Origin of the sequence: Geodermatophilus amargosae, assembly GCF_041028265.1 — a bacterium.
GTDB classification, from domain to species: domain Bacteria; phylum Actinomycetota; class Actinomycetes; order Mycobacteriales; family Geodermatophilaceae; genus Geodermatophilus; species Geodermatophilus amargosae_A.
The window spans coordinates 148,854-175,044 of sequence record NZ_JABGCW010000014.1; the positions used below are offsets into that span (position 1 = coordinate 148,854).

The window sequence follows — 26,191 nt, forward strand, 5'->3', positions numbered from 1 at the left end:
CTCTCCTCGTGGTGTCGCAGTCGTGCTGACGCTGGGGTGGGCTTGCTGGGGGGCCGGGCGGGGGGCTACCCCGCCCGGCGGGTCACTCGCCGGTGGCCTTGGCGATGATCTCCTTGGCCACGTTCTGCGGGACCTCGGCGTAGGTGTCGAACACCATGGTGTAGCTCGCCCGCCCCTGGGTGCGGCTGCGCAGGTCGCCCACGTAGCCGAACATCTCCGAGAGCGGGACCAGGGCCCGGACGACGCGGGCGCCGGAGCGCTCCTCCATCGCCTGGATCATCCCGCGCCGGGAGTTCAGGTCGCCGATGACGTCGCCCATGTAGTCCTCGGGCGTGACGACCTCGACGGCCATCATCGGCTCGAGCAGTGCCGGGCTGGCCTTGCGCGCGGCCTCCTTGAAGACCATCGAGCCGGCGATCTTGAAGGCCATCTCCGAGGAGTCGACCTCGTGGTACTGGCCGTCCACCAGGGTGGCCTTGACGCCCACCATCGGGTAGCCGGCGAGGATGCCGTACTGCATGGCGTCCTGCATGCCCTGGTCGACCGAGGGGATGTACTCCCGCGGGATGCGACCACCGGTGACGGCGTTGACGAACTCGTAGGTCGGGCCGTCGGCGGCGACCTCGAGCGGCTCGATGCTCACCTGCACCTTGGCGAACTGGCCGGACCCACCGGTCTGCTTCTTGTGGGTGTAGTCGACCTTCTCGACCGCCTTGCGGATGGTCTCGCGGTAGGCGACCTGCGGCTTGCCGACGTTGGCCTCGACCCGGAACTCGCGCCGCATGCGGTCGACGAGGATCTCCAGGTGCAGCTCGCCCATGCCGGAGATGACCGTCTGACCGGTCTCCTCGTCGAGGCGGACCTGGAAGGTCGGGTCCTCCTCGGCCAGCTTCTGGATGGCGGTGCCGAGCTTCTCCTGGTCGCCCTTGGTCTTGGGCTCGATGGCGACCGAGATGACCGGCGCGGGGAACGTCATCGACTCCAGGATCACCGGCTTCTGCGGGTCGCAGAGGGTGTCCCCGGTCGTCGTCTGCTTGAGGCCGTTGACGGCGACGATCTCGCCGGCGCCGACACCCTGACGCTCCTCACGCTTGTTCGCGTGCATCTGGTAGATCTTGCCGACCCGCTCCTTGCGGTCCTTGGTGCTGTTGAGCACCGGGGAGCCGGAGTCGAGCTTGCCCGAGTACACGCGGACGTAGGTCAGCTTGCCCAGGTGCTGGTCGGTCTGGATCTTGAAGGCCAGCGCCGAGAACGGCTCGTCCTCGTCGGCGTGCCGCAGGACCTCGGTCTCGCCGTCGAGGGCGGTGCCCACGATCGCCTCGATGTCCAGCGGGCTGGGCAGGTAGTCGACGACCGCGTCGAGCAGGGGCTGCACGCCCTTGTTCTTGAACGCGGTGCCGGTGAGCACCGGGTTGACCTGGCCGGCGATGGTCGCCTTGCGGATGGCCGCCTTGAGGCGGTCGACCGTGATGTCCTCGCCGCCGAGGTAGTCCTCCATCAGCGAGTCGTCGAAGTCCGCGATGTTCTCGAGCAGCTTCTCGCGGTACTCGGCGGCCTGGTCGGCGAGCTCGGCGGGGATCTCCTCGACGGCGTAGTCCTCGCCCATCTTGGTCTCACCGCGCCAGGTGAGCGCCCGCATCTGGACCAGGTCGACGACGCCGATGAAGTCGGCCTCGGCACCGATCGGCAGCTGCAGCACCAGCGGGTTGGCCGCGAGGCGCTCGATCATCATCTGGACGCAGCGGAAGAAGTCGGCACCGGTGCGGTCGAGCTTGTTGACGAAGCACATGCGCGGGACGCCGTACTTCTCCGCCTGACGCCACACCTGCTCGGTCTGCGGCTCCACGCCGGCGACGCCGTCGTACACGGCCACGGCACCGTCGAGCACGCGCAGGGACCGCTCCACCTCGACGGTGAAGTCGACGTGACCCGGGGTGTCGATGATGTTGATGTCGTGGTCGTTCCAGGAGCACTTGGTCGCGGCGGACGTGATGGTGATGCCGCGCTCCTGCTCCTGCTCCATCCAGTCCATCGTGGCCGCGCCGTCGTGGACCTCACCGATCTTGTAGTTGATACCGGTGTAGAAGAGGATGCGCTCGGTCGTCGTGGTCTTGCCGGCGTCGATGTGCGCCATGATCCCGATGTTGCGGGTCTTGGCGAGCTGGGCCGCGTTGCTGGCCATCTCTGTCGTCTCCTCTTTGACTCTGGTCCGCGTGCGGGGTGTCCGGGGGTGGCCCGGCGTTCCCGCCGGCGGGTGCTGGTGGACGGGTGCGTCACCAGCGGGGTGCGACTACCAGCGGTAGTGCGCGAATGCCTTGTTCGACTCGGCCATCTTGTGGGTGTCCTCGCGGCGCTTGACCGCGGCACCGAGGCCGTTGCTCGCATCGAGCAGCTCGTTCATGAGGCGCTCGGTCATCGTCTTCTCGCGGCGCGCCCGGCTGTACTGGATGAGCCAGCGCAGGCCGAGGGTGGTGCTGCGGGAGGCGCGGACCTCGACCGGGACCTGGTACGTCGCGCCACCGACACGGCGGCTGCGGACCTCGAGGGCCGGCTTGACGTTGTCCAGCGCCCGCTTGAGCGTGACCACCGGGTCGGTGTCGGTCTTGGCGCGGGCACCCTCGAGGGCGCCGTAGACGATCGCCTCGGCGACCGAGCGCTTGCCGTCGACCAGGACCTTGTTCACCAGCTGGGTGACCAGCGGCGACTGGTAGACCGGGTCGGCGACCAGCGGTCGGCGCGGCGCGGGGCCCTTGCGCGGCATTAGCTCTTCTCCTTCTTCGCGCCGTACCGGCTGCGAGCCTGCTTGCGGTTGCGGACACCCTGGGTGTCCAGCGAGCCACGGATGATCTTGTAGCGCACACCCGGGAGGTCCTTCACGCGACCGCCGCGCACGAGCACCATCGAGTGCTCCTGCAGGTTGTGGCCGACGCCCGGGATGTACGCGGTCACCTCGATGCCACTGGTGAGGCGGACGCGAGCGACCTTGCGCAGCGCCGAGTTCGGCTTCTTCGGCGTCGTCGTGTACACGCGGGTGCACACGCCGCGACGCTGAGGGGAGCCCTTCAACGCCGGGGTCTTGGTCTTCTCGACCTTGTCCTCGCGGCCCTTTCGGACCAGCTGGTTGATCGTGGGCATGGGTGGCCTGGATCTCCTACCTGCGCTGGGTCGTGCTGTGGACGGTGCTGCTGTCGTGTCGTCGGTGCCGGTCCTGCCGGGGTCGTCCGCCCTGGTCACGAGCCATCCACCGGCCCCCGAGGTCGGGCGTGTCGCCCTTCCCGGGACCGGTCGTGGTCGGACCGGACTGGTCGCCCCCCGCGACTCGGCGCCGCCACCTCCGGGACCGTCCGTCGTGGACGGCTCACCGGGGCGGACCCGCGGCCTGGAGGACGGACCTCCGGACACCCAGGCGCACCGCGAACGGGAGCAGGCCCAGGGCACCCTGGGCACGGCTGCCCACGATACCCGCGTCTCCGGACCCGGTCAAAACCGGGTCCCGATGGCCGACCGGGCAGGACCTGCCTGCCTCCCGGGCCCACTCGGCGAGGTCAACGGCGCGGGGTCACCGGCCATTCCCGGCGACCGAGGGGCCGTCCGCGACGGTCCCGGGGGGAGGACGCACCGTACCGCGACCCGGGGCCTCCGCAGCGCTGCGACCCGGGCTGGCACGCCCGGCGGTCGCGCGACTGTCGGTGGGTCCCCCTACCGTCGGTCCCAGCAAGACCACTCACCGCAACGGAGGCCACGGTGCAGATCGACTCGGCGCGCGAGCTCAAGGCCCGGCTGTCCGCCCGGCTGTCGGAGGGCTTCCCCCTGGTGACCGCCAGCGGACTGGGCGGCCGGCCGTGGACCCGCCCGGCCATCGGACTGACCCCGGTGGGGCCGGGGAGGGCGCACCTGGCCATCCGCGTGGCCGCCCAGGACGACGCCCGGGTGCTGCTGACCGGCCTGGACGACGCGGTGCGCGCCGAGGTCGACGTCCGCGTGACCGGGCCGATACTGCCCTTCTCCTCCCCTCCCCCGGCCCTGCAGCGGCGCACCCGCCCGCTGCGCCCGGGGCTGTCGGTGGCGCACCCGGCGGTGAGCGCCGGGACGCTGGGGGGCTTCGTCCGGCTCGGCGGCCGCCTGGCGATCCTGTCGAACAACCACGTGCTGGCCGCCGGCGACGCCGCGGCGGTGGGCGACGCGGTGCTGCAGCCCGGGCCGGCCGACGGCGGGGCCGCCGCAGACCGGGTCGCCACGCTGAGCGGCTTCCAGCCCTTCTCCGACGGCCCCAACCGGGTCGACGCTGCCGTCGCCGTCCTCGACGAGGGCGTCGACGCCGAGCCCGGCCTGGTGCCGGGCGGGCCACTGGCGGCCACCGTGGCCGACGGCGAGGAGGTGGAGCCCGACGAGGAGGTCGAGAAGGTCGGCCGCACCACGGGGCACACGCGCGGGCGGGTCACCGCCGTCGAGGTGGACGGGGTGGCCGTCCAGTACGACGACGGCGTGCACGTCTTCGACGACCAGATCGAGATCGAGGGGGTGTCGGGGGCCTTCTCCGAGGGCGGGGACAGCGGCTCGGTCATCTGGCGCACCGCCGACCGCGTGCCCCTGGCCCTGTTGTTCGCCGGCAGCAGCGAGGGCGGCAGCGGCGGCGCCGGGCTGACCTTCGCCAACCCGCTGTCGACGGTGCTGGCCACCCTGGGTGTGGAGTGGGTCGCCTCCTGACCCCGGCAGGTCGTTCCCCCGGGTCAGGGGGATGTCGCTCCGGGCGGGAACGAGGCACCATGGGGAGGTGACCGAGCCCGCGCGGCCGTCCGGGATCCCCCGAGTCCCGGGCACCGAGCCCGCGGGCGTCAGCGAGGAGACCTCGTGACCGACCGTGCCGCCGCTCGTGCCGCCAAGACCACGCTCGCCGGTCAGCTGTCCGCCCAGCCCGGCGTCGTCGGCATCGGGCTGGCACGGCGGGACAGCGGCTACGTCGTCAAGGTCGACGTCGCCGACGCGGCCGCGGCCGGACTGGTCCCCCGCGACGTCGACGGCGTCCGCGTGGTCACCGAGGTCGTCGGCGTGATCCGCCCCCTGCGCAGCCGCACCGCCTGAGCCGCTCCCGCACGTCCCGGGGTCCGCTGGCCCCGCTACGGTCGCCGGTGGTGCCGACGCGGGCGCCGCAGACCAGAGGAGTGCAGGTGCGCATCGGCATCCAGGCCAGTTACGCGGGGGGTTTCCAGGAGACGGCGGCAGAGATCGTCGACCTGGAGGCCGCGGGGCTCGACCTCGCCATGTGCGCGGAGGTCTACACCTTCGACGCCGTCAGCCAGCTCGGCTACCTGGCCGCCGTCACGGAGCGCGTGGAGCTGATGAGCGCGATCCTGCCCATCTACAGCCGCACGCCGGCCCTGACGGCCATGACCGCGGCCGGGCTGGACTTCGTCTCCGGCGGCCGGTTCACGCTGGGGCTGGGCGCCTCGGGCCCGCAGGTGATCGAGGGCTGGCACGGCGTCCCCTACGACGCGCCGCTGCAGCGCACCCGCGAGGTCGTGGAGATCTGCCGCCGGGTGTGGCGGCGTGAGCGGCTGGTGCACGAGGGCCCCAAGTACACCGTGCCGCTGCCGGCCGAGCAGGGCACCGGCCTGGGCAAGCCGCTGAAGCTGATCAACACCCCGGTACGCGACCGGATCCCGGTCATGCTGGCCGCGCTCGGCCCGAAGAACGTCGAGCTGGCCGCCGAGATCGCCGAGGTGTGGGAGCCGATCTGGTTCATGCCGGAGCGCGCCGACGACGTCTGGGGCGCCTCCCTGCGGGCCGGGAAGGCCAAGCGCGACGCCGAGCTCGGTGACCTGCAGGTCATCTGCGGCGTGCCCGTGGCGATCGGCGAGGACGTCGACCACCTGCACGACCAGGTCCGGCCGCAGCTGGCGCTCTACGTCGGCGGCATGGGCGCCAAGGGCAAGAACTTCTACAACGACCTGGCGCGGCGCTACGGGTACGAGGACGCGGCCGAGACCGTCCAGGACCTCTACCTGACGGGGAAGAAGGACGAGGCGGCCGCGGCGCTGCCCGAGGACTTCGTCCGCAAGGTGTCGCTGATCGGGCCGGAGTCCTACGTGGCGGAGCGGGTGGCCGCCTACGCCGAGGCCGGCGTCACCACCCTCGCGCTGCAGCCGCTCGACGACAGTCGCGAGAGCCGGCTGCGCACGGTGGAGACCATGCGGAGGCTGGCCGACGGATAGGACGGGCGTTGCGTCACGTGACGCTGCCGTCGTCCCAGCTCACCGCCGAGCGTCCTGGCTCACCGTCGACGGTGAGCCAGGACGCAGCATGATCAGCTGACCTGATCCTGCTGCGTCCCAGGAACGCGGGAGGGCCCCCAGGTCATCGACCTGGGGGCCCTCCTCACGTGCTACCGGGGATCAGCCCCGCCAGTCGTACTCCTCGAGGCGCACGGCCTCACCGGAGCCCGACCCGAACACGTCCGGGCTGTAGTACTGCCCGTCGTCGTACCCGGCCATCGTGTAGACGGCGGCGCGGGCCTCCTCGGTCGGCTCGACCGTGATGTTCCGGTAGCGGCTGATGCCCGTACCCGCCGGGATCAGCTTGCCGATGATCACGTTCTCCTTGAGGCCGAGCAGGCTGTCGCTCTTGCCCTGGATCGCGGCGTCGGTGAGCACCTTGGTCGTCTCCTGGAAGGAGGCGGCCGACAGCCACGACTCGGTCGCGAGCGAGGCCTTGGTGATGCCCATGAGCACCGGACGGGCCGAGGCCGGCTCGCCGCCCTCGGCGACGACGCGGCGGTTCTCGGTCTCGAACAGCGTCCGCTCGACCAGCGCACCGGGGAGGAACTCCGTGGCGCCCGAGTCGATGATGGTCACCCGCTTGAGCATCTGGCGGATGATCACCTCGATGTGCTTGTCGTGGATCGACACGCCCTGGCTGCGGTAGACCTCCTGGACCTCGCGGACCAGGTGCAGCTGCACCTCGCGCGGGCCCATGATCCGCAGCACCTCGTGCGGGTCCACCGCACCCTCGGTCAGCTGCTCGCCGACCTCGACGTGGGCGCCGTCCTCGACCCGCAGCCGCGACCGGCGCGACAGCTTGTCGTAGACGACCTCGTCGGAGCCGTCGTCCGGGGTGATGGTGAGCTTGCGGAACTGCTCGCCGTCCTCGATCCGGACGGAGCCGGCCAGCTCGGCGATCGGGGCCTTGCCCTTGGGGACGCGGGCCTCGAAGAGCTCCACCACACGCGGCAGACCGTGGGTGATGTCCTCACCCGCGACACCACCGGTGTGGAAGGTGCGCATCGTCAGCTGGGTGCCGGGCTCGCCGATCGACTGGGCGGCGATGATGCCGACCGCCTCGCCGACGTCGACGAGCTTGCCGGTGGCCAGCGACCGGCCGTAGCAGGTGGCGCAGGTGCCCAGCAGGGACTCGCAGGTCAGCACGCAGCGGACCTTGACCTCGGCGACACCGGCGTCGACCAGGGCGCCGATGAGCACGTCACCCAGGTCCTCGCTGGCGCGCGCGATCAGGGTGCCGTCCTCGGCCGTCACGTCGGCGGCCAGGGAGCGGGCGTACACGCTGGTCTCCACGTGCGCGTCCCGGGTGAGCCGGCCGTCGATGACGGTCGCGATCGGCATGATCACGCCGCGCTCGGTGCCGCAGTCCTCCTCGCGGATGATGACGTCCTGGGAGACGTCGACCAGCCGCCGGGTGAGGTACCCGGAGTCCGCGGTCCGCAGCGCCGTGTCGGCCAGGCCCTTGCGCGCGCCGTGCGTGGAGATGAAGTACTCCAGCACGGACAGACCCTCCCGGAAGTTGGCCTTGATCGGCCGCGGGATGATCTCGCCCTTCGGGTTGGCCACCAGGCCACGCATGCCGGCGATCTGGCTGATCTGCATCATGTTGCCTCGGGCGCCCGAGTTGACCATGACCCAGACCGGGTTGGTGGTCGGGAAGTTGTCCACCATCGCCTGGCTGACCTCGGCCCGCGCGCGGGTCCAGATCTCGATGAGCTCGCCACGGCGCTCCGAGTCGGTGATGACACCGCGCTCGTACTGCCGCTCGATGCCCCGCGCCTCGGCCTCGTGCCGGTCGAGGATCTCCTGCTTGGCCGGCGGGGTGACGACGTCGTCGATGGCGATCGTGACGCCCGAGCGGGTCGCCCAGCGGAAGCCGGCCGACTTGAGGGCGTCCAGCGTCGCCGCGACCTGCACCTTGGGATAGCGCTCGGCGAGGTCGTTGACGATCGCCCCGAGCTCCTTCTTCGGCACCTGGTAGTTGACGAAGCGGTAGTCCTCGGGCAGGGCCTCGTTGAACAGCACCCGGCCCAGGCTCGTGCGCACCAGCGAGGGGGCACCCGGGGTCCAGTCCTCTGGCTGCTCCCAGGCCTCGTTGACCTTGCCGTTGTCGACGCCGAACACCTCGTCGAGGCGGATCAGCGCCCGCTCCTGCAGACCCAGCGCACCCTTGTCGTAGGCCATGATCGCCTCGGCCGTCGACGCGAAGGCCGCCGGCTGGCCACCGTCGGCCTCGTACCGGCTCGGCACCAGGGTGGTCAGGTGGTACAGGCCCAGCACCATGTCCTGGGTCGGCGCGGTGATCGGGCGACCGTCGGCCGGGCTCAGGATGTTGTTGCTGGACAGCATGAGGATGCGGGCCTCGGCCTGCGCCTCGGCCGACAGCGGCAGGTGGACCGCCATCTGGTCACCGTCGAAGTCGGCGTTGAAGGCCGTGCAGACCAGCGGGTGGATCTGGATGGCCTTGCCCTCGACCAGCTGCGGCTCGAAGGCCTGGATGCCCAGGCGGTGCAGCGTCGGCGCGCGGTTGAGCAGCACCGGGTGCTCGGTGATGACCTCCTCGAGCACGTCCCACACGACGGGGCGGGCGCGCTCGACCATGCGCTTGGCGCTCTTGATGTTCTGCGCGTGGTTGAGGTCGACCAGCCGCTTCATGACGAAGGGCTTGAACAGCTCCAGCGCCATCTGCTTGGGCAGGCCGCACTGGTGCAGCTTCAGCTGCGGGCCGACGACGATGACCGAACGGCCGGAGTAGTCGACGCGCTTGCCGAGCAGGTTCTGGCGGAACCGGCCCTGCTTGCCCTTGAGCAGGTCGCTCAGGGACTTGAGCGGGCGGTTGCCCGGGCCGGTGACCGGCCGGCCGCGGCGGCCGTTGTCGAACAGCGCGTCCACGGACTCCTGGAGCATCCGCTTCTCGTTGTTCACGATGATCTCGGGCGCGCCGAGGTCGAGCAGCCGCTTGAGCCGGTTGTTCCGGTTGATCACCCGGCGGTACAGGTCGTTCATGTCGCTGGTGGCGAAGCGGCCACCGTCGAGCTGCACCATCGGGCGCAGGTCCGGCGGGATGACCGGGACGCAGTCCAGCACCATGCCCATGGGCGAGTTGCGGGTCTGCTGGAAGGCCGCGACGACCTTCAGCCGCTTGAGGGCCCGCAGCTTGCGCTGGCCCTTGCCGTTGCGGATGGTGTCGCGCAGCGAGGCGGCCTCGGCGTCGAGGTCGAAGTCGCTGAGCAGCTTCTGCAGGGCAGCGGCACCCATGCCGCCCTCGAAGAACTCACCGAAGCGGTCGCGCAGCTCGCGGTAGAGGCCCTCGTCGGCGATGAGCTGCTTGACCTCGAGCTTGCGGAAGGTGTCGAGCACCTCCTCGAGGCGGTCGATCTCCCGCTGGGCGCGGTCGCGCAGCTGGCGCATCTCGCGCTCGCCGCCCTCGCGCACCTTGCGGCGGACGTCGGACTTGGCACCCTCGGCCTCGAGCTCGGCCAGGTCGGCCTCGAGCTTCTGCTGGCGGGCCTCGACGTCGGCGTCGCGCCGGCTCTCGAGGTTGTGCTTCTCCGCGCTGATCTCGGCCTCGATGGTCGGGAGGTCGCGGTGGCGCGCCTCGTCGTCGACCGAGGTGATCAGGTAGGCGGCGAAGTAGATGATCTTCTCGAGGTCCTTGGGCGCCAGGTCGAGCAGGTAGCCCAGGCGCGACGGCACGCCCTTGAAGAACCAGATGTGGGTGACCGGCGCAGCCAGCTCGATGTGGCCCATCCGCTCGCGGCGGACCTTGGCCCGGGTCACCTCGACGCCGCAGCGCTCGCAGATGATCCCCTTGAAGCGGACGCGCTTGTACTTGCCGCAGTAGCACTCCCAGTCCCGCGTGGGACCGAAGATCTTCTCGCAGAAGAGACCGTCCTTCTCGGGACGGAGCGTGCGGTAGTTGATGGTCTCGGGCTTCTTCACCTCACCGTGCGACCACTGACGGATGTCGTCGCCGGTGGCCAGACCGATGCGGAGCTCGTCGAAGAAGTTGACGTCGAGCACTGAGTGGACCCCTTTCCCGGGGCTCGGTTACTGCTTTTCGATCGGAATGTCGGGGGGCGCCGGCCGGCCCTGGGTCCCCAGGGCCGGCCGGCGGCCGATCACACGTCCTCGACGCTGGAGGGCTCGCGGCGGGACAGGTCGATGCCCAGCTCCTCCGCGGCCCGGAACACCTCGTCGTCGGTGTCGCGCAGCTCGATCGCCTGCCCGTCGCCGGACAGCACCTCGACGTTGAGGCAGAGCGACTGCAGCTCCTTGAGCAACACCTTGAACGACTCGGGGATGCCCGGCTCGGGGATGTTCTCGCCCTTGACGATGGCCTCGTAGACCTTGACGCGCCCGAGGATGTCGTCGGACTTGATGGTCAGCAGCTCCTGCAGCGCGTAGGCCGCGCCGTAGGCCTGCATCGCCCAGCACTCCATCTCACCGAAGCGCTGGCCACCGAACTGCGCCTTGCCACCCAGCGGCTGCTGCGTGATCATCGAGTAGGGGCCGGTCGACCGGGCGTGGATCTTGTCGTCGACCAGGTGCAGCAGCTTCAGGATGTAGACGTAGCCCACCGAGATCGGCTCGGGGAAGGGCTCCCCGGAGCGGCCGTCGAACAGCCGCGCCTTGCCGGTCTCCTGCACCATCCGGTTGCCGTCGCGGTTCGGGACCGTCGAGCCCAGCAGGCCGATGATCTCCTCCTCGCGGGCGCCGTCGAACACCGGCGTCGCGGTCCGGGTGCCCGGCTGCGCCTCGCGCGCCTGCTCGGGCAGGTTGGCCGCCCAGCCGGGGGTGCCCTCGACCTGCCAGCCGGACTTGGCGATCCACCCGAGGTGGGTCTCCAGGACCTGGCCGACGTTCATCCGGCCGGGGACGCCGAGCGGGTTGAGGACGATGTCCACCGGGGTGCCGTCCTCGAGGAACGGCATGTCCTCCTGCGGCAGGATCTTCGCGATGACGCCCTTGTTGCCGTGGCGGCCGGCGAGCTTGTCGCCGTCGGAGATCTTGCGCATCTGGGCGACGTAGACCCGGATCAGCTCGTTGACGCCGGCGGGCAGCTCGTCGCCGTCCTCGCGCGAGAACACGCGGACGCCGATGACCTTGCCGGACTCACCGTGCTTGACCTTGAGGCTGGTGTCGCGGACCTCGCGGGCCTTCTCACCGAAGATCGCCCGCAGCAGCCGCTCCTCGGGGGTCAGCTCGGTCTCGCCCTTGGGCGTGACCTTGCCGACGAGGATGTCGCCGGGGACGACCTCGGCACCGATGCGGATGATGCCGCGCTCGTCGAGGTCGGCGAGGACCTCCTCGGAGACGTTCGGGATGTCCCGGGTGATCTCCTCGGCACCGAGCTTGGTGTCACGGGCGTCGACCTCGAACTCCTCGATGTGGATCGAGGACAGGACGTCGTCCTGCACGAGGCGCTGCGACAGGATGATCGCGTCCTCGTAGTTGTGGCCCTCCCACGGCATGAAGGCGACGAGCAGGTTCTTGCCCAGCGCCATCTCACCCTGGTCGGTGCACGGCCCGTCGGCGATGACCTGGCCGACCTCGACCCGCTGGCCCTCGTCGACGACGGGGGTCTGGTTGATCGAGGTGCCCTGGTTCGAGCGGCGGAACTTCAGCAGCCGGTAGGTCTGCCGGGTCCCGTCGTCGGCCATGACGGTGACGTAGTCGGCCGTGGAGTCCTCCACGACGCCGGCCTTCTCCGCCACGACGACGTCGCCGGCGTCGACGGCGGCCCGCAGCTCCATGCCGGTGCCGACCAGCGGCGCCTCGCTGCGCAGCAGCGGGACGGCCTGGCGCTGCATGTTCGCGCCCATGAGCGCGCGGTTGGCGTCGTCGTGCTCGAGGAACGGGATCATCGCCGTCGCGACCGAGGTCATCTGCCGCGGCGAGACGTCCATGTAGTCGACGTTCTCGGGGACGAGGTAGTCGACCTCACCGCCCTTGGTGCGGACCAGCACGCGGTCCTCGGCGAACCGGCCCTGGGCGTCCAGCGGCGAGTTGGCCTGGGCGACGACGAAGCGGTCCTCCTCGTCGGCGGTCAGGTAGTCGATCGAGTCGGTGACCGTGCCGTTGACGACCCGCCGGTAGGGCGTCTCGATGAAGCCGAAGGCGTTGACCCGCCCGTAGGCCGACAGCGAGCCGATCAGGCCGATGTTCGGGCCTTCCGGGGTCTCGATCGGGCACATCCGGCCGTAGTGGCTCGGGTGCACGTCGCGGACCTCCATGCCGGCGCGCTCACGGGACAGACCACCCGGGCCCAGCGCCGACAGGCGGCGCTTGTGGGTCAGGCCCGCGAGCGGGTTGGTCTGGTCCATGAACTGCGACAGCTGGCTGGTGCCGAAGAACTCCTTGATGGAGGCGACGACCGGCCGGATGTTGATCAGGGTCTGCGGCGTGATCGCCTCGACGTCCTGGGTCGTCATCCGCTCGCGGACGACGCGCTCCATGCGGGAGAGGCCGACCCGGATCTGGTTCTGGATCAGCTCGCCGACGGTGCGCAGGCGGCGGTTGCCGAAGTGGTCGATGTCGTCGACGCCGTGGTCGGGCTCGCCGGCGTGCAGCCGCACGACGTACTCGATGGTGGCGACGATGTCGTCCTCGGTCAGCGTCGAGGTCGGCTGCGGCACGGCGACGCCGAGCTTCTTGTTGACCTTGTAGCGGCCGACCTTGGCCAGGTCGTAGCGCTTCGGGTTGAAGAAGAGGTTCTCCAGCAGCGCCTGCGCCGACTCACGCGTCGGCGGCTCGCCCGGCCGCAGCTTGCGGTAGATGTCGAGCAGGGCCTCGTCCTGCCCGGCGATGTGGTCCTTCTCGAGCGTGGCGAGGACCGTGGGCGACCACTGGAAGTGCTCGCGGATGCGGTCCTCGGTCCAGCCCAGCGCCTTGAGCAGCACGGTGACCGGCTGGCGGCGCTTGCGGTCGATGCGGACGCCGACGGTGTCGCGCTTGTCGACGTCGAACTCCAGCCACGCACCACGGCTGGGGATCACCTTGGCGCTGAAGACGTCCTTGTCGGAGGTCTTGTCCAGGGTCTTGTCGAAGTAGACGCCGGGGCTGCGGACCAGCTGGGAGACCACGACGCGCTCGGTGCCGTTGATGACGAACGTGCCCTTGTTCGTCATGATCGGGAAGTCGCCCATGAACACCGTCTGGCTCTTGATCTCGCCGGTGGTGTTGTTCATGAACTCGGCGGTGACGAACAGCGGCGCCGCGTAGGTCATGTCCTTGTCCTTGCACTCCTCGAGGGACGCCTTGACGTCCTCGAAGCGCGGGTTGGAGAAGGACAGCGACATCGAGCCGCTGAAGTCCTCGATCGGGGAGATCTCCTCGAGGATCTCGGCCAGGCCGCCGACGGCGGCGGCCTGCTCCTCGGGCGAGAGGGTGGCGCGCCACTCGGGGCTGCCGACCAGCCAGTCGAAGGACGCGGTCTGGAGGGCGAGCAGGTCCGGGACCTCGAGGGGCTCGGAGATCTTCGCGAACGAGACGCGGAGGGGGGCGCCGGGGATCTTCTGCTGGTCGGCCTCTCCGGTGCGGGGGCCGGCCTGCGGAGTCTGGTTCTGCTGGCCGTAGCCGCCGGACTCGGTGGTGCTGGGGGAGATGCTGGTGGGGCGAGAGCCTGCCAAGATGCGTCCTTCCAAGGACCTCACGACGTGCGGGCGGTGGGTGCTTGTTCGTCCTGGGTCGTCGTCGGTTTCGGCGGCGCTGTCCACGGCGTTCGGCCCGCTGGGTCGACGGTGTCGTCACCGGGGTGCCGGGTGATCCCGGGCACCCCAGGTGACCCGTCTCGGCGGGCAGGCAGTCAGGGGGCAGCGCAACAGAGAACCCTACCCCTGCTCGCGAACGCTGTCCACGTCGGGGGAAGTGGCGACCCACACCACGTCCCCCGGAAGGACAGCGCCGACACGACGGGCGGCATTCCGCGCGCCGATGATGCCAGTCCGGGTGCCCGGTTGTCGCCGCCACGCCGCGAAGCGCCCGCACAGCCGGGCCGCCGGGAGGTCGCGGGCGGCACGGCGTCGCGGTGTGCCGGCCGGCGGGGAACCGTCGTGGACCGGACGCGACAGGGGCCGCTCCCCCGGAGGAGAGCGGCCCCTGTGGCGTGCTGGGTCGTGCAGGTCCCCGGCTCGGGCCGGGGACGGCGTCACTCAGGTGACGCACCCGGCCGTCGGGACGGCCGGGTGGGGGGTCACTTGACGGTGACGGTGGCGCCGGCGCCCTCGAGAGCGGCCTTGGCCTTCTCGGCGGCGTCCTTGGCGACCTTCTCCAGGACCGGCTTCGGCGCGCCGTCGACCAGGTCCTTGGCCTCCTTGAGGCCGAGCGAGGTCAGGCCGCGCACCTCCTTGATGACCTGGATCTTCTTGTCACCGGCGGCCTCGAGGATGACGTCGAACTCGTCCTGCTCGGCGGCCTCCTCGGCGGCACCGCCGCCGCCACCGGCGGCCGGGGCGGCTGCGACGGCGACGGGAGCAGCCGCGGTGACCTCGAAGGTCTCCTCGAACTGCTTCACGAAGTCGGACAGCTCGAGCAGCGTCATCTCCTTGAACGCGTCGAGCAGCTCCGTGGTGGACAGCTTGGCCATGATCTCTCCTTCTGGGGTCAGTCGGTGCTGGCCGCGGCGTCCGCGGCGTCAGCGTCTTCAGTGGCCGGGGCGGCCGTGGGGGTGTCGGCAGCAGTGCCATCGGCGGCCGGGGCGTCCGCGGCAGCCGGAGCGTCGCCCTCGGCGGGCTTCTTCTCCTGCAGCGCGGCGGCCAGGCGGGCGACCTGCGACAGCGGGGCCTGGAACAGCCCGGCGGCCTTGGTGAGGTTGCCCTTCATCGCGCCGGCCAGCTTGGCCAGCAGCACCTCGCGCGGCTCGACGTCGGCGAGAGCGGTGACCTCGGCGGGGCTGACGGTGCGGCCCTCGACGACACCGCCCTTGACGACGAGCAACGGGTTGGCGCGCGCGAAGTCACGGATGGCCTTGGCGGCCTCGACGACGTCGCCCTCGATGAAGGCGATCGCGGTCGGGCCGTTGAGCAGCGGGGCCAGGTCGGTGTGACCGACCGAGTCCGCCGCCCGCTTCGTCAGGGTGTTCTTGACGACGGCGTAGCTGCTGCCCGCACCGAGGGAACGACGCAGCTGGGTCAGCTGCGTCACGGTCAGCCCGCGGTACTCGGTGAGCACGGCCGCGCTGGACTTCTGGAACCGCTCGGTGATCTCGTCGATCACCGCGGCCTTCGCCTGCGTGGGCATGGGCCTCCTCTCGTCTGACGGGCGACCACTCGTGCGCCGTACGAGAGCGGGCGATCGGTGCCCGGAGACGAGGAACGCCCCGGCGCAGGCGCACGGGGCGAGGGACGGCGGGCACGGGGCACCGCGTCGATCGAACCGTCCTCCTGCGCGGGCGCCCGGGATCCGGGCCTTCGATCGCACGCGGACGTGCGACGACCAGCGGTCGTGGGGGGAACGCCGACGAGCATACGCGACCGCGCGGCGGGGGCGGCGGGCGGTGCCCGGAACGGCCGAGGCCCCGCCGCGCTCGCGCGCGACGGGGCCTCGGGGAGCCGCGGGGTCCTATGCGGTGGGCTCGTCCACCGTCAGGTTGCGGGTGCGGTTCGGGTCGACCGGGATGCCCGGGCCCATGGTCGTGGAGATGGTGACCTTCCGCAGGTACCGGCCCTTGGCGGCGGCGGGCTTGGCGCGCAGCACCTCGTCGAGGGCGGCGGCGTAGTTCTCGACGAGGCGGGTCTCGTCGAAGGAGGTCTTGCCGATCACCAGGTGCAGGTTGGCCTGCTTGTCGGTGCGGAAGTTGACCTTGCCGCCCTTGATGTCGTTGACGGCCTTGGTGACGTCGGGGGTCACGGTGCCGGTCTTCGGGTTCGGCATCAGGCCTCGGGGCCCGAGGATGCGGGCGACGCGACCGACCTTGGCCATCTGGTCCGGGGTGGCGACCGCGGCGTCGAAGTCCAGGAAGCCGCCCTGGATGCGCTCGATCAGGTCGTCCGAGCCGACGACGTCGGCGCCGGCGGCCTCGGCCTCGGCGGCCTTGTCGCCGGTCGCGAAGACGATGACGCGGGCGGTCTTGCCGGTGCCGTGGGGCAGGTTGACCGTGCCGCGGACCATCTGGTCGGCCTTGCGCGGGTCGACGCCCAGGCGGATGGCCACCTCGACGGTCGCGTCGTAGGCGGTCGGCGAGGTCTCCTTCGCCAGGCCCGCCGCCTGCAGCGGGCTGTAGAGGTTCTCGCGGTCGACCTTGGCCGCCGCCTCGCGGTACTTCTTGCCGTGCTTCGCCATGGTGGTGTCCTCTCCCCCGGGCACGCGGCCCGGGGATCTCGTGGTGTGCGGGCCTGGCGCGGCCCTCCCACTGGTGACGTGCCGATCGGCTCCCTGCAGGGTCCCGCCGCGAGCCTGCGAGCGGTGGGGCAGGGGGTCCTCCTACTGGACGGTGATGCCCATCGAGCGGGCGGTGCCGGCGATGATGCGCTCGGCCTCGTCCAGCGAGTTGGCGTTCAGGTCGGGCATCTTGGTCTGCGCGATCTCGCGGACCTGGTCGCGGGTGACGGTGGCGACCTTGGTCTTGTGCGGCTCGCCGGAGCCCTTCTCGACACCCGCGGCCTTGAGCAGCATGCGCGCGGCCGGCGGCGTCTTGGTGACGAAGGTGAACGAGCGGTCCTCGAACACCGAGATCTCGACGGGCACGACGTCACCGCGCTGCGACTCGGTCGCCGCGTTGTACGCCTTGCAGAACTCCATGATGTTGACGCCGTGCTGGCCGAGCGCCGGACCGACGGGCGGCGCGGGGGTGGCCGCACCGGCCTTGATCTGGAGCTTGATGACCGCGGTCAACCGCTTCCTGGGGGGCATGACTTCCTTCTTCGTGACGGGATGGAACGGCCGCGTCGCAGGGTCCCGCCGCGAGCTTACGAGCGGCGGGGAGCGACGCGGTCCTTGCTCAGATCTTGGCGACCTGCGTGAACGAGAGCTCGACCGGTGTCTCGCGGCCGAAGATCGAGACCAGCACCTGCAGCTTCTGCTGCTCGGCGTTGATCTCGTTGATGGTCGCCGGGAGGGTGGCGAAGGGGCCGTCCATCACGGTGACCGACTCGCCGACCTCGAAGTCGACCAGCGTCGTCGTCGCGGCCGCCGCGGCCGGCGAGGTGGCCTCGGCCGCCTTGGCCGCCTGGGGCGGGGCGTCGGGGACCAGCAGGTTGACGACCTCGTCGATCGTCAGCGGCGAGGGGCGCGAGGTGGCACCGACGAAGCCGGTGACGCCGGGGGTGTTGCGGACCGCGCCCCAGGACTCGTCGTTGAGGTCCATCCGGACGAGCAGGTAACCGGGCAGCTTCTTCCGGTTGACCTGGGTCCGCTTGCCGTTCTTGATCTCGGTGACCTCCTCGGTGGGCACCTCGATCTGGAAGATGTAGTCCTCCATGTCCAGCGACTGGATGCGGGACTCGAGGTTGGTCTTCACCTTGTTCTCGTAGCCCGCGTAGGAGTGGATGACGTACCAGTCGCCGAACTGGGTGCGCAGCGTGCGCTTGAGGGTCTCCCGGGGGTCCTCGTCCTCCGCTTCGGCCTCGGCCAGCGCCTCGGTCACGATCGGGTCGTGGTCGGGGGCGGGCGCGGCCAGCGGGTCGCCGACTAGGCTGTCGCGGCCACCGCTCTCCACGACCGGGGTCACGTCGGCCACGCCGGTGGCGGTGTCCTGGTCGGTGGTGTCGCTGGAGCCCTCGGCCGAGCCGGGCTCGCCGGCACCGGTCTCGAGGTCGACGCTGCCGCGGACGTCCATGCGCGCGTCGTCGAGGTCGATGGCCTCGACGTCGCTGTCGGTGTCGAAGGGCTCGCGGGGGTCGGTCACGGGGATCTCTTCCTTGTCGGGTGCGTGCAGGCGCAGGGGGCGGTCAGCCGAAGACGGCGAGCACGCCCTGCGCGAAGAGGACGTCGAGGCCCGCGACGAGCGCCACCATGAACGCCACGAAGATGATGACCACGGTCGTGTAGGTGATGAGCTCGCGGCGGCCCGGCCAGATGACCTTGCGCAGTTCGGCCACGACCTCGCGGAGGAAGCGGCGCAGGCTCCGGCGGCGACGGACGTCCTCGGACCGGGCGCGCTGCGCGGCGGACCGCGACCGGGTACCGGCACCCTCGTCGGCAGCCCGGCCGGAGGCACTGCTGCCGGTGGAGCGCTCCCGGGCGGCACGGCGGGTGCGCGGGGCGGCGGTCTCGTCGTCCTCGTCGTCGCCGGCGGTGATCCGGCCACCCCGGCGGCGGGCCGGGGTGTTGACGACCTTGTCCTCGCCGGCCGCGGCCTCCGCGGCCACCTCGTCCTCGGCGGCCTCCAGCTCCGCGGCGTCCTCGACGCCCGGGGCCTCGCGGTCGAGCTGTTCGTCGGTCAGCTCGGCGTCCGAGGCGGAGCGGGGGTCCTCCCCCGGGCCCGGCTTCTCGCTCACTGCGCCTCGCTCGCGTCGTGGTGGTGCCCGCTGCTGTCGGGCCGTCTGGTGTCGTGCCGGCCGGCCGGCGACCGTGTCCGGGATGGCGGTGCACGGTCGGTGCCGGGTCGTGCTGCGCGCCGGCACGGGCCGGCGGCACGGGCAGGGGTGACAGGACTTGAACCTGCAGCCTGCGGTTTTGGAGACCGCTGCTCTGCCAGTTGAGCTACACCCCTAGTGCCCGGGACCGGTGCCACGCGTGCGGTGGTCCCGAGCGCCCCGGGACGGCCTGACCCGCCGGTCCAGCGCGGTTCCCCGGAGGTTCCGGGGCACGCCGGTGGCGGGGGTCGATCGCCCCAGGGTTGCCAGTGTACGGGACCACCGGATCGGTCCGTGACCACGCTCCGGACGGCGCCCCGTCGTCGGCCCGGGCGGCGACGAGGTGCACGTCGGCGCCGGTTCCGCACGGGGTGCTGCGCCGGCGCGGAGGAGGCCGTCCGGAACTGACCGGCCCCTCTGGCGCGTCCTCCGGCAGGATGGGCACATGACCGCCGTCTCCCCGTCGGAGCCCGCTGCCCCCTCCCCCGCCCAGCGCCGCGTCTCGCGGCGCATCGGGTCGATCGCCGAGTCCGCGACGCTCGCGGTCGACGCGAAGGCCAAGGCGCTCAAGGCGGCGGGCAAGCCGGTCATCGGCTTCGGCGCCGGCGAGCCGGACTTCCCGACGCCGGACTACGTCGTCGAGGCGGCCGTCGCGGCCTGCAGCCGGCCCGCGATGCACCGCTACACCCCGGCCGGCGGGTTGCCCGTGCTCAAGGAGGCGATCGTCGCCAAGACCGCCCGCGACTCCGGCCTGACCGTCACCCCGGCGCAGGTGCTGGTCACCAACGGCGGCAAGCAGGCCGTCTACGAGGCCTTCGCCACCCTGCTCGACCCGGGCGACGAGGTGCTCGTCCCCGCGCCGTACTGGACCACCTACCCCGAGGCGATCCGGCTGGCCGGCGGCGTGCCGGTGCCCGTCGTCGCCGACGAGGACAGCGACTACCTGGTCACCGTCGAGCAGCTCGAGGCGGCCCGCACCGAGCGGACCAAGGTGCTGCTGTTCGTCTCGCCGTCCAACCCGACCGGTGCGGTGTACCCGCCCGAGCAGGTGGAGGCCATCGGCCGGTGGGCGCTGGAGGCCGGCCTCTGGGTGCTCACCGACGAGATCTACGAGCACCTGACCTACGGCGGGGCCACCGCGCCGTCCATGCCGGTGGTGGTGCCCGAGCTCGCCGACCGCTGCGTCGTCGTCAACGGGGTGGCCAAGACCTACGCGATGACCGGCTGGCGGGTCGGCTGGATCGTCGGGCCGGCCGACGTCGTCAAGGCCGCGACCAACCTGCAGTCCCACGCCACCTCGAACGTCGCCAACGTCTCCCAGGCCGCCGCGGTGGCCGCGCTGACCGGCGACCTGTCGGCGGTCGACGAGATGCGCACCGCGTTCGACCGCCGGCGGAAGACGATCGTGTCGATGCTGCGCGAGATCCCCGGGGTCACCTGCCCGGAGCCGCAGGGCGCGTTCTACGTCTACCCGTCGGTCAAGGGCCTGCTCGGCCGGCCGATCAACGGCCGGACCGCGTCCTCCAGCGCCGAGCTCGCCGAGCTGCTGCTGGAGGAGGCGGAGGTCGCCGTCGTCCCCGGTGAGGCGTTCGGCACGCCGGGCTACGTGCGGATGTCCTACGCCCTCGGCGACGACGACCTCGTCGAGGGCGTCGGCCGGCTGCAGCGGCTGCTCGGATCCGCGGGCTGAGGCGGCTCAGTCCGGCAGGTCGTCCTCGTCGAGGGCACCGGCCGCCACCAGCACCTCGGTGGCGGCCGGGAGGTCGGCCAGCGCCGCCGCCAGGTCCGCGGGCGTGGCGGTCGACCAGGCGTTGACCTGCACGTAGCAGCGCACCGCCGCGTCGAACGGCGCCGGACCGGCCGCCTCCCGGGCGGCGACCAGCGCGGCGCCGCCCTTCTCGTACACGGCCTCGAAGTACGCGCCGGTGTCGGCGAACTCGTCCATCGCCGCACCGACGTCGCCCGGGCCGGCCAGCACCCGGTCGAGGGTCTCCTGGGAGACCTGGCCGTCGACGCGCTCGGCGTAGGTCGCGAACGCCTCGTCCAGCCACGGGTCGCGGAACTGCGAGTCGCCGACCATCCCGTAGAACCACATGTGCGCGACCTCGTGCTCGAGGACGACGCGGCTGGCGCCGGCCAGCAGGATCGAGCTCGGGTACTCGATGCCGCCGTCCTCCTCGGGCAGCAGCGGCACCGTGAGGGTGTCGTAGGGGAAGGCGCCGAACCGGTCGGCGAGCTCCGTGACGTCCTCGCTGGCCCAGTCGGCGAGCTCGCCGGGGCCGGTCCCCGACCCGGGCAGCACGCCGGTGGTGATCTCGACGCCGCCGGGTGAGGTGAGGGTGGCGGTGCGGAACTCCCCGACGGCCACGCTGACGTCGCGGGCCACCGGCTCGTGCGAGGTCCAGGTCCGCCGGCCGTCGTCGGGTCCGGAGGGCTCGTCCTGCGCGCCGGTCATCAGCACGGTGAGGTCCTCGGGCGCCGAGACGGTGATCGTGGTGTCGGCGACCGGGCTGCTCGCGGTCTCGCCGAGGATGCCGACGAAGGGGTCGCGCGCCCAGCCGACGCCGGGCTCCCACGCCAGCAGCGGGAAGCCGCTGGCCCACCAGGACACGTCCTCGGCCGTGCCGAGCCGCTCGAACCCGCGGCGGCCGAGGGAGACGGTGAAGTCCAGCTCCACCTCGGTGGACTCGCCCGCCGCGAGCTCGCCGTCGAGCTGCAGGACGTACAGCCCGCCCGGGCCCTCGGCGCCGGCGTCCTCGTAGCCGGCCTGGTCGACGTCGTCGCCGCGGACGTCGTCGACGGTGATCCGGTTGCCCAGCCCGGTGGCGCCGGGGCCGTTGGGCACCAGCCGGAACACCATCTCGTCGGTGTCCACGTCGGGGGTGAACACGACGGTCTCGGTGCCGGTGACGGTGCGTCCGTCGTCGGAGAGCCGGAAGTCCAGGTCGACGACGGGGCGGTCGGGGTCGGGGGCGGCGCGCTCGGCCGGGCAGCTCGGGCCGTCGCTGCTCCCGCCCTCGTCCGGCGGGGCCGGCGAGGAAGGGGCGGCCGGCGGGGCGTCGTCCGCGGCGAGCGTCTCGGTGAAGCTGGTGCCGCAGCCGGCGAGCAGCAGCAGTGCCGCGGCGGCGGCCGGGACGGTCCGCCGCCGCGTCATGCCAGTGCGACGGTGGCGCGGGCCAGCGACAGGACCTTCTCGCCGCCGCTGGTGACCGTGAGGTCCACGCGGACGCGGCCGCCGTCGAGGACGGCGCTGATCCTCCCGCGGACGGTCACCTCCGCGCCGGTGTCGTCGTCGGGGACGACGACCGGGCGGCCGAAGCGGACCTGGTACTCGACGACGGCACCGGGGTCACCGGCCCAGTCGGTGACCGCCCGGGCGGCCAGGCCCATGGTGAGCATCCCGTGGGCGATGACCCCGGGCAGGCCCACGGAGGTGGCCACCCGGTCGCTCCAGTGGATGGGGTTGAGGTCGCCGGAGGCGCCGGCGTAGCGGACGAGGTCCGCGCGGGTGACGCGGTGGGTCTGCTCGGGCAGCTCGGTGCCGACGGCGACGTCGGCCGCCCGCAGTCGGGCGCTCACGCCGTCCCCCGGGCCACGAGCATCGAGGTGGCGGTGCAGACGGCCTCGCCGTCCTCGGTGGCGACGTCGACCCGCGTGGTGAGCAGGTCGTTGCCGGCCACGCTGCGCACCGTCCCGATCGTGGTGGTGCTCACCAGCCGGTCGCCGGCGCGGATGGGCCGGTGGTGGGTGAAGCGCTGCTCGCCGTGCACCACCCGGCTGTAGTCGAGGGCCACGTCGGGGTCGGCGAGCACCACGTCGGCCGCACCGAGGGTCACCACGATGGCGAAGGTGGGCGGCGCGACGACGTCGGGGTGCCCGAGCGCCCGGGCGGCGTCGGCGTCGGTGTGCGCCGGGTCGGCCGCGCCGACGGCGGTGGCGAACGCGGCGATCGCCGCCCGCCCGACCTCGTAGACGGCGGAGGGCGGGTAGCTGCGCCCGACCAGTCCTGCGTCCAGCGCCACGCCCGCCCTCCCTCGCTCCGTGCGGACCGGCGTCAGCGGGTCTCGCGGTGGACCGTGTGCTTGCGGTCCCGCGGGCAGTACTTCTTCATCTCGAGCCGGTCGGGGTCGTTGCGCCGGTTCTTGCGGGTGATGTAGTTCCGGCTCTTGCACTCCTGGCAGGCCAGGGTGATCTTCGGACGGACGTCGGTGGCTGCCATGGAGGCACTCCTCGCCTTGTGTGTGGACCGGCCCGGATGAGGCCGGGACCGTGGCGGCGGGTGCCGGCACGGCGACGGACCCCGGTCGCCCGAGGTCCGTCTGGGGTAGCGGTGACCGGACTTGAACCGGTGACACAGCGATTATGAGCCGCTTGCTCTACCAGGCTGAGCTACACCGCCGGGTGACCGCACGGCCCGGTCTCACGACTGGACCGGCTGGTCGGAGCCCCTTTACGGAATCGAACCGTAGACCTTCTCCTTACCATGGAGACGCTCTGCCGACTGAGCTAAAGGGGCGTGCTCGAAGAGCCGTCGAGGACTATACCCGACACCTCTCGACCCCCTGCGGGGGCCCCGCGGGGGTCCGTCCTCAGGCGCGGACGAACAGCCGGCGGTGCTGGGCGCCCGGCGCGGCCGAGCGGACGCCGGTGCGTGCGAGCAGCCACTTCTCCAGCACGTCGTCGGCGAGCGGCCGGCTGACCAGGAAGCCCTGCAGCTTGTCGCAGCCCATCTCGGTGAGCAGCTTGCGGGTCAGCTCGTCCTCGACGCCCTCGGCCACCACGCGCAGGCCGAGGTTGTGCGCCAGCTCGATGATCGAGCGCGCGATGAACGACTCGCCCTGGCTGGTGGACATCCCCAGCACGAAGGACTTGTCGATCTTGACCTCGTCGATGGGCAGCTGGCGGAGCTGCGACAGCGACGAGTAGCCGGTGCCGAAGTCGTCCATCGACAGCCGCAGGCCCAGGGCGTGCAGGTCGGTCAGGACGTTGCTGGAGCGCACGGAGTCGTCGACGACGCTGCCCTCGGTGAGCTCGAGGATGAGCAGCTCGCCGGGGACGCCGTGGCGGCGCAGCGCCCGCTGCACCCGCTCGACGAGGTCCGGCTCGGCCAGGCAGCGCGCCGAGAGGTTCACCGCGACCGACAGGGCGATGTCCTGGTCGAGCCACCGCCGGCAGCGCGCCAGCGCCAGGTCGAGCACGTGGTCGGTCAGCGGGCCGATGCGGCCGATCTGCTCGGCGAGGTGGATGAAGTCGTCCGGCGGGATCGCCCCGAAGCGCGGGTGCGCCCAGCGCACGAGGGTCTCCACCGAGACGATGTCGGAGGTCCGCGCGTCGATGATCGGCTGGAAGACGACGCTGATCTGCCCGTCGGCCATGGCCTGCTCGAGCTCGGTGCCCAGCTGGAGGCGCCGCAGGCTCTGCTGGTCGAGCACCTGGTGGTAGCTGGCCACGCCGCTGCTCTCCGAGGCGGCCGCCAGCAGCGCGACGTCGGCCCGCTGCATCAGCGTGCCCGAGTCGGTGCCGTGGACCGGTGCGGCGGCCACGCCGACGGTGAGCGTCACCTCCAGGTCCAGGCCGGCGACGCGCGCCCGGGTGGAGGTGGCCTCGCGCAGCCGGCGCGCGGCGCGGTCGGTGGCGGCCAGGGACAGCCCGGGCAGCAGGACGGCGAACTGCTCGCCCTCCATGCGCGCCACGAGGGCGTCCGGCGGCGCGTGCTCGCGCAGCAGGCCGGCGGTGACCAGGAGCAGCTCGTCGGCGGCGGCGTGCCCGAGGGTGTCGACGATCTCGGTGTGGTTGTCCAGGGCCGCCAGCACCAGGCCGGCCCGGGCGCCCACGGGGTCGGCCTCGAGGAGCTGGTCGATCTCGGCGGCCAGCCGCTGCCGGTTGGGCAGGCCGGTGAGCCGGTCGTGGTCGGCGTCGTAGCGGATCTGGGTCAGCAGCTGCTGCTGGCGGATGGCCGCGTTGACGTGGGTGAGCATCGAGTCGAGCGCGGAGCGGTCGCTGCCGGTGAAGGACACCACGTCGCTGCGCCGGTCGCAGACCTCCAGGTAGCCCGGCTCGCCCGCCGCCGTCGCCACCGGGGCCCCGAGGACCTCCTCGGCGCCGCGGCGGGCCAGGGCGGCGGCCTCGGCCGGCGTCGACCGCCCGGCGGCGACCAGGACCGGCTCGGACGAGCCGGGCATCAGCACCCGCTGGCGCAGGACGTCCTCGGGGTCGGCCGGCCCGTCGTACCAGCTGACGCCGCCGTCACCGGCCACCACCAGCCGCGGCGGCTCGTCGAGGTAGGGCGGCAGCCAGAGGGCGACCTTGTCGGCGTTGAGCAGCTCCTGGACCGCCAGGACGATCTGCAGCGGCCCGTCGGCGTCCGGCCGGACCTGCTCGACCCGGCGGGCGAACTCGTAGACCTGCTGCACGGTGCGCCGCTCGCGCAGGGCCGAGGCCGACAGGCGGAAGACCGCGATCATCGCCGCGAGGATCGGCAGGATGAGCAGCCAGGCCCAGCCGTTGTCGCGGATCAGCAGGACCGCCCCGACGCCGGCGGCCACGCTGAGCGGCCCCACGAGGAACTGCGGCACGAGGGCGCCGATCCAGAACTGCCGGTCCAGCCGGCCGTCGATCAACGTGATGATGGCGGCGACGCAGCCTGCCGAGACGACGTCGGCGACGGTGACGGCCACGGCCAGGGCGGCCCAGGTCAGCGGAGAGTCGATGTCCGACGTCGGGAAGAGCTGCAGGACCGCCACCGCCGCGGTCACCTCGAGGACGGCGAGGGCGACGTTGAAGACCGTCTTCATCGGCGCGTAGCGCTGGTGGACGAGGACGAGGACGACGGCAGCACCCCGCACGACGGCGGCCCACAGGCCGCCGAGCTCGACCAGCGCGATGACGACCAGCTCGATCGGTGTGACCTGGAAGGTCTGGCGCCGCACCTCGAGGTCGAGCTGGACCGACTCGGTGATCACGAAGGCGACGAACAGCGCCAGGAGCCCGAACACCGAGGTGGTCTGCCAGGTCGGCAGCAGCACGAGGGCACCGAGGACCACGGCCAGCACCGCCAGGACGCCGATCGGCACCCACGGCCGGGGCGCGGTCACGGCAGGCTGCGCGGGAGCGGGAGCCACGGGCTCGCTGCGCTCGACGGCATGGGCCTGGGGCTCGGCCAACGGAACCCTGTCTTCTGGATGGGGCGGGCGTCGGCAGAGGCTAACAGCGGGCACCGTGTCCGTCCTCACCCTTCGGGGGCGGTCGCCGGACGCCGGCGACCTCAGCCCCCGAGACGTTCCCCGGGGTCAGACGCCCCAGCGGTTGCCGCGCCCCCAGCGGTTGCCGCGGCCCCACCGGTTGCCACGGCCCCAGCGGTTGCCGGGCAGGGACTGGGTCGAGGACATGGTGGTGCTCATG

At 71.9% G+C, this 26,191-nt stretch carries 20 protein-coding genes and 3 tRNA genes; 4 read left to right on the forward strand and 19 right to left on the reverse strand.

Features of this window, described 5'->3' with window-relative positions; translation table 11 throughout:
- Positions 1 to 82: 82 nt before the first annotated feature.
- The 3 genes from fusA to rpsL form a co-directional block, all read right to left on the reverse strand.
- A complete protein-coding gene (gene fusA, locus HLV61_RS17780) occupies positions 83 to 2,182 on the reverse strand; it encodes an elongation factor G (RefSeq protein WP_369257775.1) in 2,100 nt (699 codons plus the stop codon).
- Positions 2,183 to 2,290: 108 nt separating this feature from the next.
- Entirely contained in the window at positions 2,291 to 2,761 is a 471-nt protein-coding gene (gene rpsG, locus HLV61_RS17785) for a 30S ribosomal protein S7 (protein ID WP_073421335.1), read from the reverse strand.
- Positions 2,761 to 3,135: a 30S ribosomal protein S12 gene (gene rpsL, locus HLV61_RS17790; protein WP_012950487.1), complete on the reverse strand. Its 375-nt coding sequence runs from the start codon at positions 3,133 to 3,135 to the stop codon at positions 2,761 to 2,763. The genes rpsG and rpsL overlap by 1 nt, the downstream gene beginning before the upstream one ends.
- A gap of 609 nt (positions 3,136 to 3,744) precedes the next feature.
- Between rpsL and HLV61_RS17795 the strand changes: the two genes are divergently transcribed.
- The 3 genes from HLV61_RS17795 to HLV61_RS17805 all read left to right on the forward strand — a co-directional run bounded on the left by HLV61_RS17795 (position 3,745) and on the right by HLV61_RS17805 (position 6,212).
- Entirely contained in the window at positions 3,745 to 4,707 is a 963-nt protein-coding gene (locus tag HLV61_RS17795) for a hypothetical protein (protein WP_369257777.1), read from the forward strand.
- Positions 4,708 to 4,851: 144 nt separating this feature from the next.
- On the forward strand, positions 4,852 to 5,082 hold the full coding sequence (locus tag HLV61_RS17800) for a hypothetical protein (protein WP_093578206.1): 231 nt from the start codon (positions 4,852 to 4,854) through the stop codon (positions 5,080 to 5,082).
- An 86-nt stretch (positions 5,083 to 5,168) separates the two neighbouring features.
- Positions 5,169 to 6,212 carry an LLM class F420-dependent oxidoreductase gene (locus tag HLV61_RS17805; RefSeq protein ID WP_369257779.1) on the forward strand — a complete coding sequence of 348 codons (1,044 nt, stop codon included), beginning with the start codon at positions 5,169 to 5,171 and terminating at the stop codon, positions 6,210 to 6,212.
- Positions 6,213 to 6,392: 180 nt separating this feature from the next.
- On the opposite strand, the gene HLV61_RS17810 is transcribed toward HLV61_RS17805, so the two are convergent.
- The 9 genes from HLV61_RS17810 to HLV61_RS17850 form a co-directional block, all read right to left on the reverse strand.
- Entirely contained in the window at positions 6,393 to 10,298 is a 3,906-nt protein-coding gene (locus HLV61_RS17810; protein ID WP_369257781.1) for a DNA-directed RNA polymerase subunit beta', read from the reverse strand.
- A 98-nt stretch (positions 10,299 to 10,396) separates the two neighbouring features.
- Positions 10,397 to 13,906 carry a DNA-directed RNA polymerase subunit beta gene (gene rpoB / locus HLV61_RS17815; RefSeq protein ID WP_440285007.1) on the reverse strand — a complete coding sequence of 1,170 codons (3,510 nt, stop codon included), beginning with the start codon at positions 13,904 to 13,906 and terminating at the stop codon, positions 10,397 to 10,399.
- 563 nt (positions 13,907 to 14,469) lie between these two features.
- The gene (gene rplL, locus HLV61_RS17820; protein ID WP_369257783.1) at positions 14,470 to 14,862 is read right to left on the reverse strand and encodes a 50S ribosomal protein L7/L12; all 393 of its coding nucleotides are present in this window, start codon (positions 14,860 to 14,862) and stop codon (positions 14,470 to 14,472) included.
- Positions 14,863 to 14,879: 17 nt separating this feature from the next.
- On the reverse strand, positions 14,880 to 15,515 hold the full coding sequence (rplJ, locus tag HLV61_RS17825; protein WP_440285009.1) for a 50S ribosomal protein L10: 636 nt from the start codon (positions 15,513 to 15,515) through the stop codon (positions 14,880 to 14,882).
- Between the two features lie 321 nt (positions 15,516 to 15,836).
- Entirely contained in the window at positions 15,837 to 16,556 is a 720-nt protein-coding gene (gene rplA, locus HLV61_RS17830; RefSeq protein ID WP_369257785.1) for a 50S ribosomal protein L1, read from the reverse strand.
- Positions 16,557 to 16,697: 141 nt separating this feature from the next.
- Positions 16,698 to 17,126 (reverse strand): 50S ribosomal protein L11, encoded by a 429-nt coding sequence (gene rplK / locus HLV61_RS17835; protein WP_163477504.1) that lies wholly within the window; start codon positions 17,124 to 17,126, stop codon positions 16,698 to 16,700.
- 88 nt (positions 17,127 to 17,214) lie between these two features.
- Positions 17,215 to 18,120 (reverse strand): transcription termination/antitermination protein NusG, encoded by a 906-nt coding sequence (nusG, locus tag HLV61_RS17840; RefSeq protein WP_369257788.1) that lies wholly within the window; start codon positions 18,118 to 18,120, stop codon positions 17,215 to 17,217.
- A 43-nt stretch (positions 18,121 to 18,163) separates the two neighbouring features.
- Complete coding sequence (gene secE / locus HLV61_RS17845) at positions 18,164 to 18,712, reverse strand: preprotein translocase subunit SecE (protein ID WP_369257790.1); 549 nt, start codon at positions 18,710 to 18,712, stop codon at positions 18,164 to 18,166.
- A gap of 142 nt (positions 18,713 to 18,854) precedes the next feature.
- Positions 18,855 to 18,927: transfer RNA gene (locus tag HLV61_RS17850), tRNA-Trp, on the reverse strand.
- A gap of 308 nt (positions 18,928 to 19,235) precedes the next feature.
- Here HLV61_RS17850 and HLV61_RS17855 point away from each other — a divergent pair.
- The gene (locus HLV61_RS17855) at positions 19,236 to 20,480 is read left to right on the forward strand and encodes a pyridoxal phosphate-dependent aminotransferase (RefSeq protein WP_369257791.1); all 1,245 of its coding nucleotides are present in this window, start codon (positions 19,236 to 19,238) and stop codon (positions 20,478 to 20,480) included.
- A 6-nt stretch (positions 20,481 to 20,486) separates the two neighbouring features.
- On the opposite strand, the gene HLV61_RS17860 is transcribed toward HLV61_RS17855, so the two are convergent.
- The 7 genes from HLV61_RS17860 to HLV61_RS17890 all read right to left on the reverse strand — a co-directional run bounded on the left by HLV61_RS17860 (position 20,487) and on the right by HLV61_RS17890 (position 25,884).
- The gene (locus HLV61_RS17860) at positions 20,487 to 21,944 is read right to left on the reverse strand and encodes a M1 family aminopeptidase (RefSeq protein ID WP_369257792.1); all 1,458 of its coding nucleotides are present in this window, start codon (positions 21,942 to 21,944) and stop codon (positions 20,487 to 20,489) included.
- A complete protein-coding gene (locus tag HLV61_RS17865) occupies positions 21,941 to 22,369 on the reverse strand; it encodes a MaoC family dehydratase (protein WP_369257794.1) in 429 nt (142 codons plus the stop codon). Before HLV61_RS17865 ends, HLV61_RS17860 begins: the two co-directional genes overlap by 4 nt.
- Complete coding sequence (locus HLV61_RS17870) at positions 22,366 to 22,812, reverse strand: FAS1-like dehydratase domain-containing protein (RefSeq protein WP_369257796.1); 447 nt, start codon at positions 22,810 to 22,812, stop codon at positions 22,366 to 22,368. The genes HLV61_RS17865 and HLV61_RS17870 overlap by 4 nt, the downstream gene beginning before the upstream one ends.
- A 32-nt stretch (positions 22,813 to 22,844) precedes the next feature.
- A complete protein-coding gene (gene rpmG / locus HLV61_RS17875; RefSeq protein ID WP_093578218.1) occupies positions 22,845 to 23,009 on the reverse strand; it encodes a 50S ribosomal protein L33 in 165 nt (54 codons plus the stop codon).
- Positions 23,010 to 23,115: 106 nt separating this feature from the next.
- Positions 23,116 to 23,189, reverse strand: a tRNA-Met gene (locus tag HLV61_RS17880).
- A 44-nt stretch (positions 23,190 to 23,233) separates the two neighbouring features.
- Positions 23,234 to 23,306 (reverse strand) — tRNA-Thr (locus HLV61_RS17885).
- A 73-nt stretch (positions 23,307 to 23,379) separates the two neighbouring features.
- On the reverse strand, positions 23,380 to 25,884 hold the full coding sequence (locus HLV61_RS17890) for a putative bifunctional diguanylate cyclase/phosphodiesterase (protein ID WP_369257798.1): 2,505 nt from the start codon (positions 25,882 to 25,884) through the stop codon (positions 23,380 to 23,382).
- Positions 25,885 to 26,191: the final 307 nt, after the last annotated feature.